The following is a 12,439-nucleotide window of genomic DNA, read 5'->3' as shown; positions in this document are numbered from 1 at the left end:
GTCACTTCCTTAACGTGGCGTTCAACCTTTGTTCGAGCGAGGTGAGGATATTTTGCGTCGTGGTATTCACCTCATCGTCATTAAGAGTGCGCGATGGATGCTGCCAGGTCAAGCCAACTGCAAGGCTTTTTCTATGCGGATCAATGCCTTTACCCTGATAGACGTCAAATAGCCTGAGGTCCGTCAGCCATTCGCCTGCATTTTCTCGGATTACTTCCAGCACAGCGCTGGCCGCTACATCACGATCTGCCACCAGGGCCAGGTCACGACGTACTTCCGGGAAACGCGACAGCTCGCTGAATTTAGGCATCTTGCCTGCAGCGACTTCAGCCAATACCAACTCGAAGACGAAGACCGGACGGTCGAGACCGAGGGTTTTCGACAGTTCAGGGTGGATGGCACCAACGAAACCAACCAGGCGACCTTCGCGCTCGATACGCGCAGTCTGGCCCGGATGCAACGCTGGGTGGCTGCCGGGAACAAACGCGAAGGCATCCAGCGCGCCAGCGAAGCCCAGCACCGCTTCCACGTCGGCCTTGACGTCAAAGAAGTCCACTGGGTCGCGACCCTGCGCCCAACCTTCCGGCAGACGGCTGCCGCAGACTACACCGGCCAGCATTGGCTCTTGCTTCAGGCCGTCCAATTGGCCGACAAAGCGCAGGCCGCTTTCAAACATACGTACGCGGTCCTGCTGGCGGTTCAGGTTGTGGGAAAGTGCTTTCACCAGGCCCGGCCACAGGGACGAGCGCATGGCTGCCATGTCGTTGGAAATCGGGTTGGCCAGCAACAATGGCTCGACGCCCGGGTTGAACAGTTCGAATTGCTTGGGATCGATGAAGCTGTAGGTCACGGCTTCCTGATAACCACGGGCGACCAGCAGACGGCGTAGCTCTGGCAGATGCGCACGAGCTTCAGCCTTGGGTTGCGGGGCCAGCCGCGCTTGCGGATAACGAACCGGCAGGCGGTTGTAGCCGTATAGACGGGCCAGCTCTTCGATCAGGTCGACTTCAAGGCTGATATCGAAGCGATGGCTTGGCACTGCTACACGCCACTGCCCTGCCCCATCAGCGCTGATGCCCAGGCCAAGGCCGGTCAGCAGGCGGACGATTTCCGCGTCTTCAATCACCAGGCCGAGCATTTGCTCAACGCGCTGGGCGCGCAGCGTCACCGGTGCAATCGACGGCAAGTGCTGCTCGCTGACGGTCTCAGTGATCGGGCCGGCTTCACCACCAGTGATTTCCAGCAGCAGGCCAGTAGCGCGCTCCATGGCTTCACGGGCCAGTTGCCAGTCCACGCCACGCTCATAGCGGTGCGAGGCATCGGTGTGCAGGCCGTAGGAACGAGCCTTGCCTGCCACGGCGATCTGGTCAAAGAAAGCGCTTTCCAGGAACACATCACGGGTCGTCGCGGATACGCCACTGTGCTCACCACCCATCACACCGGCAATGGCCAGGGCGCGTGAGTGATCAGCGATCACCAGGGTATCGCTGCGCAGGGTGACTTCCTGACCATCGAGCAAGACCAGCTTTTCGCCTTCCTCGGCCATACGCACACGAATCCCACCGTTGATTTCGGCAAGGTCGAAGGCGTGCAGCGGCTGACCCAGCTCCAGCATCACGTAGTTGGTGATGTCGACGGCAGCATCGATGCTGCGTACATCGGCCCGACGCAGGCGCTCGACCATCCACAGGGGGGTCGGCTTGGACAGGTCGACATTGCGGATCACACGCCCCAAGTAGCGCGGGCACGCGCTTGGCGCCAGCACTTCGATCGAGCGCACTTCATCGTGCACCGCAGGCACAGCAGCAACCACTGGACGGGTGACCGGCGCGTTGTACAACGCGCCCACTTCACGGGCCAGGCCTGCCAGGGACAGGCAGTCGCCACGGTTCGGGGTCAGGTCGACTTCGATGCTGGCGTCTTCCAGGTCCAGGTAGACACGAATGTCCTGGCCTACTGGCGCATCGGTCGGCAGCTCCATCAAGCCATCATTGCCTTCGCCAACCTGCAACTCCGCCTGGGAGCACAGCATGCCGTTGGACTCGACACCACGCAGCTTGGCTTTCTTGATCTTGAAATCACCGGGCAGTTCGGCACCGATCATCGCGAACGGAATCTTCAGGCCCGGGCGCACATTTGGCGCTCCGCATACGACCTGGAAGGTTTGCGCGCCATTGCTGACCTGGCACACACGCAGCTTGTCGGCGTCCGGGTGCTGCTCGGTGCTCAGCACCTCGCCCACTACCACACCACTGAAAACACCGGCGGCCGGCGTAACGCTATCGACCTCAAGACCGGCCATCGACAGACGAGCAACCAGCTCATCGCGATTTACCTGCGGGCTTACCCAGCCACGCAGCCATTGTTCACTGAATTTCATCCTGCTCTCCTAAAGGTTCGTTACGACTAGCGAAATTGCGCGAGAAACCGCAAGTCGTTGTCGAAGAACAGGCGCAAGTCGTTCACGCCGTAACGCAGCATGGCCAGACGCTCGACGCCCATACCGAAGGCAAAGCCCGAGAATTCTTCCGGGTCGATCCCGGACATGCGCAGCACGTTGGGGTGAACCATGCCGCAGCCCATGACTTCCAGCCAGCCGGTCTGCTTGCAGACGCGGCAGCCTTTACCGCTGCACATCACGCACTCCATGTCGACTTCAGCGGAAGGCTCGGTGAACGGGAAGTACGACGGGCGGAAACGTACCGCCAGCTCTTTTTCGAAGAACACCCGTAGGAATTCTTCGATGGTGCCTTTGAGGTCGGCGAAATTGATATCGCGATCAACCAGCAGGCCTTCGACCTGGTGGAACATCGGCGAGTGGGTGATATCGGAGTCGCTACGGTACACACGGCCTGGGCAGACGATGCGGATCGGCGGCTGCTGCGATTCCATGGTGCGGACCTGTACCGGCGAGGTATGGGTGCGCAACAACATGTTCGCATTGAAATAGAAGGTGTCGTGCATCGACCGGGCCGGGTGATGGCCTGGGATGTTGAGCGCCTCGAAGTTGTGATAGTCGTCTTCGACCTCAGGGCCTTCGGCAATGCCGTAGCCGATGTGGGTAAAAAACTGCTCGATACGTTCCAGAGTCCGGGTAACCGGATGCAGACCGCCAGAGGTCTGGCCGCGGCCAGGCAGGGTCACGTCAATGGACTCGGCGGCGAGCTTGGCCGCAAGATCGGCCTCCTCGAACAACGCCTTGCGCGCATTGAGAACCTCTGTGACACGCTCCTTGGCAACGTTGATCAGCGCGCCGACTTGCGGGCGCTCTTCTGCCGGCAGATTGCCCAGGGTCTTCATCACCTGAGTCAATTCACCCTTTTTGCCAAGGTAGTGAACCCGGATTTGCTCCAGGGCATTGATATCTTCAGCGCTTTGCACAGCTTCAAGAGCTTGAGCAACCAGCGCGTCCAGGTTTTCCATGTACAGACTCCAGATACAAAATAGGGGAAGAGCTTGAAGGCTCTTCCCCTATTTATGACGTTTACCACCTTGGACTACGGAGTAGCCCAGGGTGACTGTCGGGGGTACTTAAGCCAAGGTGGCTTTAGCTTTCTCGACAATCGCAGCAAACACCGCTTTTTCGTTCACGGCCAGTTCAGCCAGAACCTTACGGTCGATTTCGATGGACGCTTTTTTCAGGCCAGCGATGAAACGGCTGTAGGACAGACCGTTAACACGAGCACCAGCGTTGATACGAGCGATCCACAGAGCGCGGAACTGACGTTTTTTCTGACGACGGTCACGGTAGGCGTATTGGCCTGCCTTGATTACCGCTTGCTTGGCAACACGGAATACGCGTGAACGCGCGCCGTAGTAGCCTTTAGCGAGTTTCAGAATTTTTTTGTGACGCTTACGGGCAATGACGCCACGCTTTACACGAGCCATGAGTTACTTCCTCTATTCTTGATCCAAAATTAACGAAGGCGCAGCATGCGCTCGACTTTTGCCACGTCAGACGGATGCAGCAAGCTGCTACCGCGCAGTTGACGCTTACGCTTGGTCGACATTTTGGTCAGGATGTGGCTCTTGAAAGCGTGCTTGTGCTTGATACCGTTAGCAGTTTTCAGAAACCGCTTAGCAGCACCACTTTTAGTCTTCATCTTTGGCATGTTCGGATACTCCGCATTCAGTTGATAAACATAATCAGAAGGCCTGCCGTGCCCTATTGATTACTTCTTCTTTTTCGGGGCGATGACCATGATCAGCTGGCGTCCTTCCATCTTAGGATGCTGTTCGACGGAACCGTACTCCAGCAGGTCAGCTTCAACCCGCTTGAGGAGTTCCATACCCAGCTCCTGGTGGGCCATCTCACGGCCGCGGAATCGCAAGGATACCTTGGCCCTGTCCCCATCACTCAGGAAACGTACCAGGTTGCGCAGTTTTACCTGGTAATCCCCTTCCTCCGTCCCTGGACGAAACTTGATTTCTTTAACCTGGATCTGCTTCTGGTTTTTCTTGGCTGCGGCAATCTGCTTCTTCTTTTCGAAGATCGATTTGCCGTAGTCCATCAGCTTGCAGACAGGCGGTACAGCATCGGCGGAAATTTCCACCAAATCGAGCTTGGCTTCTTCAGCCTTAAGAAGCGCGTCTTCAATTGACACAATCCCAAGCTGCTCACCCTCAGCCCCAATTAAACGAACCTCGCGTGCCGAGATATTCTCGTTGATCGGGGCTTTCGGTGCAGCTCGTTTATCTTGTCTCATTTCACGCTTAATAATAATTACTCCGAATCTGGGCGACCACGCCGGGAAACCGCTTGCGCGAGGAACTCAGCGAACTGGGCGACGGGCATCGAGCCCAGGTCAGCACCTTCACGAGTACGCACAGCGACAGTCTGCATCTCGACTTCCCGATCTCCGATAACCAAAAGATAGGGAACCTTGAGCAAAGTATGCTCGCGGATTTTAAAGCCGATCTTTTCATTTCTCAAGTCGGACTTGGCACGAAATCCGCTTTCGTTGAGTGTTTTTTCCACTTCAGCGGCAAAATCGGCCTGTTTATCAGTGATATTCATGATCACTGCCTGAGTCGGAGCCAGCCACGCAGGGAACGCGCCCTCGTAGTGCTCGATCAGGATCCCGACGAACCGCTCGAACGAGCCGAGGATCGCCCGGTGCAGCATAACCGGGTGTTTACGGCTGTTGTCTTCGGAGACGTATTCGGCTCCCAGACGGATCGGCAGGTTAAAATCGAGCTGCAAGGTACCACATTGCCAGACACGGCCAAGGCAATCTTTCAGCGAGAACTCGATCTTAGGCCCGTAGAAGGCGCCTTCGCCCGGCTGCAGATCGTACGCAAGCCCCGCACTGTCTAGCGCTGCGGCCAGTGCAGCTTCGGCGCGATCCCACAATTCGTCGGAGCCAACGCGTTTTTCCGGACGAGTGGACAGCTTCATTTCCACTTCGGTAAAGCCGAAATCGCGATAAACGTCCATGGTCAGCTTGATGAAAGCGGCGGATTCGGCCTGCATCTGCTCTTCGGTGCAGAAGATGTGGGCGTCATCCTGGGTGAAGCCGCGCACGCGCATGATGCCGTGCAGCGCACCCGATGGCTCGTTACGGTGGCAGGCACCGAACTCGGCCAGGCGCATCGGCAACTCGCGGTAACTCTTCAGGCCCTGGTTGAACACCTGTACGTGGCACGGGCAGTTCATCGGCTTGATGGCGTAGTCGCGGTTTTCCGACTGGGTGGTGAACATGTTGTCGGCATAGTTGGCCCAGTGCCCGGATTTCTCCCACAGGCTGCGATCGACGACCTGGGGAGTCTTGATCTCCAGGTAGCCGTTTTCGCGCTGAACCTTGCGCATGTACTGCTCAAGCACTTGGTACAGGGTCCAGCCGTTCGGGTGCCAGAACACCATGCCCGGCGCTTCTTCCTGGAGGTGAAACAGGTTCAGGCGCTTACCGATTTTGCGGTGGTCGCGTTTTTCGGCTTCTTCGATGCGCTGGATGTAGGCGGCCAACTGCTTCTTGTCAGCCCAGGCGGTGCCGTAGATGCGCTGCAATTGCTCGTTCTTCGCGTCACCGCGCCAGTAGGCACCGGACAGCTTGGTCAACTTGAACGACTTGAGGAAGCGCGTGTTCGGCACGTGCGGGCCACGGCACATGTCGACATATTCTTCGTGGTAATACAGGCCCATGGCCTGCTCGTCCGGCATGTCTTCCACCAGACGCAACTTGTAGTCCTCGCCACGGGCGGTGAACACGTCGATCACTTCGGCGCGCGGCGTGACTTTCTTGATGACGTCGTAATCTTTCTCGATCAGTGCATGCATGCGCTGTTCGATGGCCGCCAGGTCGTCCGGAGTGAAAGGACGCTCGTAGGCGATGTCGTAATAGAAGCCTTCGTCGATGACCGGGCCGATCACCATCTTCGCGGTTGGATACAGCTGCTTGACCGCATGGCCAATCAAGTGCGCGCAAGAGTGGCGAATGATCTCCAGCCCCTCTTGATCCTTGGGCGTGATGATTTGCAGGCTGGCATCGGTGGAGATCAGGTCGCTGGCGTCAACCAGCTTGCCGTCGACCTTGCCGGCTACGGTGGCCTTGGCCAGGCCTGCACCGATGGATGCGGCGACCTCGGCTACGGAAACCGAATGATCGAATGAACGTTGACTGCCGTCGGGAAGAGTAATAGTTGGCATGGCGCCTCCTCTCCTAGTGGTGACCCCTACCAAAGGTCACGTGGGTTGGGATGAGCCAGTACAAGATCCAACACCAGGCCGCTCATTGCTGAACGCCTGCCTTACAGCGGCAGGAGCCTTTCGGCCAACCGATAATCGAACCAGAGTGACTGGAGTTAAACAAAAAGGAATCTGGCAAGAAAAAAGCCAGGCTGTGGATGCTAGCACAGATGAACGGTCATGGCGCGCCCCTGCAGCCTGGTAGCGACAAACCCCAGGCTTTTGCAGCCAAAAGTGAACTTGGGCTGTACGACAGGCCTCAAACACACTGAAAATCGCCGTCCGTCCTATCGACTCAAGGAGCATCTCACCATGCGCAGCACCTCGATCTTCGCCCTTGCCGCTTCCCTGGCCCTGTTCTCCATTGGCGCTCAGGCCGCCGCCCCCTCCAACTGGCCCGCTGGTGCCCGCGATAGCTTTGTAAAGGACTGCAGCGACGCCGCCAGCCAGAACGTTGATGCCAAAATCGCCAAAGCCCATTGCGAATGCGGCGCGGACAAAATCAACGCGGAATTGAGCACGGCGGAAATCAAGGAACTGATGACTAACCAGAACGCCAGCGAGGAGCTAAAAAACAAAGCAGTCGCGGCTATTTCGTCCTGCAAGGTCGTGAAGAAAAAGTAAGCGTGGCGAGAAATCAGCCCACCAAAATGACCTGAAAACCCTCTGAAAACTGCTATTTCGCACAATTTACACAGCTTTTACGGCTTTTTTTACTAGCTGATATTTCGTGCTAAAGCCCCGTAAACCGGGGCTTACAGCCAGCCATGGCACTGAAGAAGACGCGATTGATTAGCAAACAGTGCCTTGGGGGGGCTCCCAAGCCGAACATTTCGACTATGATAGCCCAGTGTGCCCAGTTGGCCTGAGCAGCACAGCACTACTGAAAATATATGTTTCTTGGAGATACACCATGTCTAATCGCCAAACCGGCACCGTTAAATGGTTCAACGATGAAAAAGGCTTCGGCTTCATCACTCCTCAAGGTGGCGGTGACGACCTGTTCGTACACTTCAAAGCTATCGAAAGCGACGGTTTCAAAAGCCTGAAAGAAGGCCAAACCGTTTCCTTCGTGGCTGAGAAAGGCCAAAAGGGTATGCAAGCTGCACAGGTTCGCGCAGAGTAATCTCTACGCCAATCAAAAAAACCCCGTCCATGTGACGGGGTTTTTTATGGGTGATGCAAAAGCGTTATTAGCCGCAATTGACGCGGGTGATCACCAGGTTGTCATCGGTATTGAGGTTCAGGCGATCGGAGCGGTATTCGAGGGTGATCATATCGTTGGGCTTGAGAATGCGTGCATTCTGCGCACCCGCACGGGTACGGGCCTGCTCCAGCAATTGCGGCGAAGCTTTCTGGCCGACCGCAAACTCTGCAGCCTTCGATTCGCAGCGTGTATGAACAGGCTCAGCCGCAGCCGTGTCTTTGGCCGGCTCAGAGGTACCCGCAGTGCTGCAGCCCGCCAGGACGGCTGCCGCCAACAAGGTACCGAATGATGCGAGCTTCCAAGGCATGAAGCCTCCTTTGATAAAAAATGGACAGAGATCGTGCGACCGTGATTTGGCCAATTGGTTTCAGAATTGTCACAATTGGCCGTAAGCGAGTCTGCCTGACTCAGCGCCACGGCCTGATGAATCAATCGTCACCAGATATGAACAAGTGTCAGTAGATGTCGATGTAGTCAAAGGGCGGGTTTGGCCAGTTCTGTTTCAGCGCGTTATAAATCTGCGTCACCCACACCTCATCACTGGCCGCCACCCTGCCCACGTAGCCAGACCCTGCCGCCCATGTTTCCAGGCGGAACAACAGCCCGTTGACCTCCATCCCTCCCACCACGCAGGAGGAGATATAGGCAATACCGGCCTTGGTCACACGCAATTGGGTGTGCTGGTCGTCGCTGGCACTGGCAATCATTTGGCGAACGGCTTCCAATGTAAGGCTCTTGGGGTTGGTCAAATCGATGTGCACGTGGCTTGTCCTGACAATTAAACAGGGCACCAGTGTCGCACAGCGCTCACTTCATGCCTAAGTAGCAGTGCCAAACGCGGCGCAAAATGGTTAACTCTGCGCGCCAGTCCAGCCTTTGCGAACCGCGAGAACCCGATGACCATCGTTACCATCAATGCCGATATCAAAGCCAAATGGCCTCAAGGGCAAAGCTCCTACAGCCCAGGCAGCCCGGAAGAATTGGCAATCATCGGCATAGACCTGCTGGTCAAGGAACTGGGCACCCAGGCCGCACAGGCCTTCATCGGCCAGATATTCGAGAAATACCCGGCCGACCATATGGGGGTCGAAGACCCGCTACGCGAATAGCAACCAACCGGCAGGCGCCTTACTCAAGGCGCGCCAGGCGTTCGGTGAGCAGGTCGAAAAAGCCCTGGGCATCACCGTTTTCAACCCAGAACACATTCTTGTCGTGCTTGAGGCCGTCGTACCAGTCGACGATGGTCTGGCCAAACGTCGGGCCTTCGCGGCTATCGATCACCATATTGGCCTGGCGTCCGGTGAACAGTTCGGGCTTGAGTAGGTAGCCGATCACGGTCGCGTCGTGCACCGGGCCGCCCGTCATACCGTAGTGCTCCATATCGCCCTTGACGTATTCATTGAGAATATCGCCTACCACCTTGCTGGCGTTGTTGTTCAGGTCGGCGATCTTCTTCAGGCGCGCCTCGCTGGTCAGTATCTTGTGGGTCACGTCCAGCGGCAGATAGGTCAGTTTGACGCCACTTTTAAGGACAATTTCAGCCGCCAGCGGATCGGCAAACAGATTGAATTCGGCCACAGGGGTAATGTTGCCGCCATTGAAGTGCGCGCCGCCCATGACCACCACTTCCTTGATGCCCTGGGTGATTTCCGGCGCCTGGGTCAGCGCCAGAGCCAGGTTAGTCTGCGGGCCGAGCATGGCGATGGTGATGCTATGGGGCTTGGCGGTGCTCAGGGTGCTGATCAAGTAGTCGACCGCATTGCCGTCGGCCAGGCCTTTTTTCGGCTCGTGCACGGTCACACCAGAAATGCCTTCCTTGCCGTGAATATTCTCGGCATAGATCGGCGTGCGCAGCAGCGGCTGCGGCGCGCCGGCATACACAGGGATCTCCTCGCGCCCTGCCCACTCACGGGCGAGTCGCGCATTGCGCGAGGTCTTGTCCAGGCGCACATTGCCGGCCACCGTGGTCAATGCACGAATGTTCAGCTCCTGTGGCGAGGCCATCGCAAACAGCAATGCCACTACATCGTCGGCGCCCGGATCGGTATCAATGATCAGGTCGATTTTTTCCGCCGCCTGGGCGCTTGCAGCAGTTAGCACGGACAAAAGCAGCACACTCCGAAACAGGTGTCGCAGGGTTGGGATTCTATGTTGCATGACGCACTCCTTGTCATTGTGGGAAATGCTAGAAAGTCACGCCAGACACCAGCGCGATATTACAGTAGGGCTGGCACTCGCCAGTACGCACCACCGCGCGCGCCTTGTGGCTGAGCTGCTTGAACGCCTCATGACTGAGCAGGCGGCGCTCACCCAGGTCGCGCGGGTCCAGCGCGTTGAGATCCGCCAGCGCCGGCGGCTGCTTGTGCAGGATTTCCTCAGCCAACACGTGGCTTTCAACCTGCATCTCCGTGAGCACAATGCGCAGGGTGCTGATGAAATCAGGAATGCCCTGGGTCAGCGCCAGATCGATCAACTCCACCCCCGGCGGCACCGGCAGGCCGGCATCGCCGATCACCAGGATGTCGCCATGGCCGAGGGAGGCAATCAACCGCGACAGGGCAATGTTGAGCAATGGAGTCTTCTTCATGGGCGAACAAAGCCTTGAACATCATGCAATGTGGGAATAGAGGGTTGCGCCCCGGCACGGGTGACCGACAGAGCCGCCGCGACCTGGCCAAAACGTATGGCCTCGGCCTCGCCCTGCCCGTTGGCCAGTGCTGCGGCAAAGCCGCCGACAAAGGTATCGCCCGCCGCCGTGGTATCCACCGCCTGGACCTTGGGCGCCGGCAGATGCTCGAAACCCTGGCCATCGGCGAACAGCGCGCCTTGCGAGCCCAGGGTCACAATCACCTTGCCCGCACCGGCATTTAGCAGATGCGTAGCCGCGACCTTGGCCGCGTCCAGCGAATCCACCGGCACACCGCTCAAGGCCGATGCTTCGCTTTCGTTGGGGATCAGGTAGTCGATCGCCGCGTACCAGTCTGCCGGCAACGGCCCGCTGGCGGGCGCGGGGTTGAAGATCACCGTCTTGCCCAGTGCGCGAGCGCGCTTGAGGGCATACCCCACAGTGTCCATGGGCACTTCGAGCTGGCAGACAATCACCTCGGCCGCCTGCAGCACAGCGTCGAACGCCAGCAGCGACGCGGGTGTCAGTTGGCCGTTGCTGCCAGCCACAATCACGATCGCATTCTGACTGCTGTCATCCACCACAATCAGCGCAACACCGCTGGAGCCCTCTACCTCGTTGACGGCCTGGCAGTCGATCCCCTCCACCAACAACGCGTCACGCAACTGGGCGCCATAGGCATCGCTGCCCACGCAGCCGATCATCGCAACGTCAGCCCCCAGACGCGCCGCAGCGACCGCCTGATTGGCGCCCTTACCGCCCGGCACGGTGGCAAACGACTGGCCGACCAGGGTTTCACCGCCGCGAGGCAGCCGGCTGGCGCGGGTCACCAGGTCCATGTTCAGGCTGCCTACTACCACTACTTTTGCTGGCATACATCAATACTCATCAATTCGTTCAGCGGTTTGAGGCAAACACGCCAGCCAACGGCGCCGTTGACTCACGCAAGACAATGCTCGGCGTGACAATGCGTTGGTCAGCCGGCAATTGCGGTGTCGCAATCCGTCGCAATAACAACTCCGCCGCCATCTCCCCCAATTGCAGGATCGACTGGCCCACGGTGGTCAACGCGGGGTAGACATAGCGGCTCATTTGAATGTCATCAAAACCAATCACCGACAGCTCGGCGGGCACCCGCAGGTTGCGTTCGGCGGCCGCACGCAGCACACCGAAGCCGATCATATCGTTGCCGGCGAATATCGCGCTGGGCGGATTATCCGCCAGCAACTGCACCGCCGCCGCATAGCCACCGGTACTGGTGAAATCACTTTCCAATACGCGGCTGGCAGGAGCCGCCACACCGGCCTCCTGCAACGCCCGCTGGTAGCCGGCCAGTCGCATCTGCGCGACACGCGTGTGCGCCGGTCCGCCGATACAGGCGATATCCCGGTGCCCCAGCTCCAGCAAATGCCGGGTTGCCAGATAAGCGCCCTGCTCATGATCGATGCGCACCAGATCCACATCAACGCCCTCCAGGCCCCGGTCGACAATGACCATGGGCGTGCGCACCGCCTTGAGGCCAGTCGCCAGGCCACTGTCATCGCCACCAACCGAGGTAACGATCAGGCCATCGACGCGCTTCTCCAGCAACACCCGCAAATAGTTGCGCTGTTTATCGGCGTTATCATCGGAATTGCACAGGATCACGCAGTAGCCATTGCGCTCGCAGTAATCCTCGATGCCCCTGGCCAGCTCCGCGAAATACGGGTTCAGGCTGTTGGGCACCAACAGGCCGATGGTCGCGGTGGTCTTGGCCTTCAGCGAACGGGCGACTGCGCTGGGTACATAGTCCAGCTGCTTGATCGCTGCTTCGACCTTGAGCCGCACGGGCTCGCTGACCGGGCGCGTCCTGTTCACCACATGGGAAACCGTGGTGTAGGAAATGCCCGCAAGCGCCGCCACATCCTTGATGGTTGCCATG

15 protein-coding genes are annotated in these 12,439 nt (G+C 58.3%); 3 read left to right on the top strand and 12 right to left on the bottom strand.

Features of this window, described 5'->3' with window-relative positions; genetic code table 11:
- Position 1: 1 nt before the first annotated feature.
- From pheT to thrS, 6 genes are all read right to left on the bottom strand, one after another.
- Positions 2 to 2,380, bottom strand: a complete 2,379-nt coding sequence (gene pheT, locus FIV38_RS02510; protein ID WP_070995067.1) for a phenylalanine--tRNA ligase subunit beta — start codon at positions 2,378 to 2,380, stop codon at positions 2 to 4.
- Positions 2,381 to 2,406: 26 nt separating this feature from the next.
- Entirely contained in the window at positions 2,407 to 3,423 is a 1,017-nt protein-coding gene (gene pheS, locus FIV38_RS02505; RefSeq protein WP_003203624.1) for a phenylalanine--tRNA ligase subunit alpha, read from the bottom strand.
- A 108-nt stretch (positions 3,424 to 3,531) separates the two neighbouring features.
- Positions 3,532 to 3,888 (bottom strand): 50S ribosomal protein L20, encoded by a 357-nt coding sequence (gene rplT / locus FIV38_RS02500; RefSeq protein ID WP_003174975.1) that lies wholly within the window; start codon positions 3,886 to 3,888, stop codon positions 3,532 to 3,534.
- A 29-nt stretch (positions 3,889 to 3,917) separates the two neighbouring features.
- The gene (rpmI, locus tag FIV38_RS02495; protein WP_002553160.1) at positions 3,918 to 4,112 is read right to left on the bottom strand and encodes a 50S ribosomal protein L35; all 195 of its coding nucleotides are present in this window, start codon (positions 4,110 to 4,112) and stop codon (positions 3,918 to 3,920) included.
- A gap of 60 nt (positions 4,113 to 4,172) precedes the next feature.
- Positions 4,173 to 4,724 carry a translation initiation factor IF-3 gene (gene infC / locus FIV38_RS02490; protein WP_169851780.1) on the bottom strand — a complete coding sequence of 184 codons (552 nt, stop codon included), beginning with the start codon at positions 4,722 to 4,724 and terminating at the stop codon, positions 4,173 to 4,175.
- Positions 4,724 to 6,646 (bottom strand): threonine--tRNA ligase, encoded by a 1,923-nt coding sequence (thrS, locus tag FIV38_RS02485; RefSeq protein WP_092231360.1) that lies wholly within the window; start codon positions 6,644 to 6,646, stop codon positions 4,724 to 4,726. Before thrS ends, infC begins: the two co-directional genes overlap by 1 nt.
- Positions 6,647 to 6,997: 351 nt before the next feature.
- Between thrS and FIV38_RS02480 the strand changes: the two genes are divergently transcribed.
- The gene (locus tag FIV38_RS02480; protein WP_092231363.1) at positions 6,998 to 7,309 is read left to right on the top strand and encodes a hypothetical protein; all 312 of its coding nucleotides are present in this window, start codon (positions 6,998 to 7,000) and stop codon (positions 7,307 to 7,309) included.
- A gap of 289 nt (positions 7,310 to 7,598) precedes the next feature.
- The gene (locus tag FIV38_RS02475) at positions 7,599 to 7,811 is read left to right on the top strand and encodes a cold-shock protein (protein WP_007905882.1); all 213 of its coding nucleotides are present in this window, start codon (positions 7,599 to 7,601) and stop codon (positions 7,809 to 7,811) included.
- Positions 7,812 to 7,878: 67 nt separating this feature from the next.
- Here the strand turns inward: FIV38_RS02475 and FIV38_RS02470 are convergent, their stop codons facing one another.
- Together FIV38_RS02470 and FIV38_RS02465 are read right to left on the bottom strand one after the other, a co-directional pair.
- Complete coding sequence (locus FIV38_RS02470) at positions 7,879 to 8,199, bottom strand: I78 family peptidase inhibitor (protein WP_029294237.1); 321 nt, start codon at positions 8,197 to 8,199, stop codon at positions 7,879 to 7,881.
- Positions 8,200 to 8,347: 148 nt separating this feature from the next.
- A complete protein-coding gene (locus FIV38_RS02465) occupies positions 8,348 to 8,653 on the bottom strand; it encodes a hypothetical protein (RefSeq protein WP_029294235.1) in 306 nt (101 codons plus the stop codon).
- A 135-nt stretch (positions 8,654 to 8,788) separates the two neighbouring features.
- On the opposite strand from FIV38_RS02465, the gene FIV38_RS02460 reads away from it, so the two are divergent.
- Complete coding sequence (locus FIV38_RS02460) at positions 8,789 to 9,001, top strand: hypothetical protein (RefSeq protein ID WP_029294233.1); 213 nt, start codon at positions 8,789 to 8,791, stop codon at positions 8,999 to 9,001.
- A 19-nt stretch (positions 9,002 to 9,020) separates the two neighbouring features.
- On the opposite strand, the gene FIV38_RS02455 is transcribed toward FIV38_RS02460, so the two are convergent.
- The 4 genes from FIV38_RS02455 to FIV38_RS02440 are packed head-to-tail and all read right to left on the bottom strand — an operon-like array spanning position 9,021 to position 12,438.
- Positions 9,021 to 10,049: a nucleoside hydrolase gene (locus FIV38_RS02455; protein ID WP_029294232.1), complete on the bottom strand. Its 1,029-nt coding sequence runs from the start codon at positions 10,047 to 10,049 to the stop codon at positions 9,021 to 9,023.
- 28 nt (positions 10,050 to 10,077) lie between these two features.
- The gene (gene rbsD, locus FIV38_RS02450; RefSeq protein WP_092231366.1) at positions 10,078 to 10,479 is read right to left on the bottom strand and encodes a D-ribose pyranase; all 402 of its coding nucleotides are present in this window, start codon (positions 10,477 to 10,479) and stop codon (positions 10,078 to 10,080) included.
- A complete protein-coding gene (gene rbsK, locus FIV38_RS02445; protein WP_092231369.1) occupies positions 10,476 to 11,393 on the bottom strand; it encodes a ribokinase in 918 nt (305 codons plus the stop codon). The genes rbsD and rbsK overlap by 4 nt, the downstream gene beginning before the upstream one ends.
- A gap of 22 nt (positions 11,394 to 11,415) precedes the next feature.
- On the bottom strand, positions 11,416 to 12,438 hold the full coding sequence (locus FIV38_RS02440; protein WP_092231373.1) for a LacI family DNA-binding transcriptional regulator: 1,023 nt from the start codon (positions 12,436 to 12,438) through the stop codon (positions 11,416 to 11,418).
- Between the last annotated feature and the right edge of the window lies 1 nt (position 12,439).

The sequence above is a fragment of the Pseudomonas proteolytica genome, assembly GCF_007858275.1.
GTDB classification, from domain to species: domain Bacteria; phylum Pseudomonadota; class Gammaproteobacteria; order Pseudomonadales; family Pseudomonadaceae; genus Aquipseudomonas; species Aquipseudomonas proteolytica.
The sequence above is the reverse complement of the archived record's forward strand: the minus strand, read 5'-3'. Positions and strand labels throughout refer to the sequence as shown.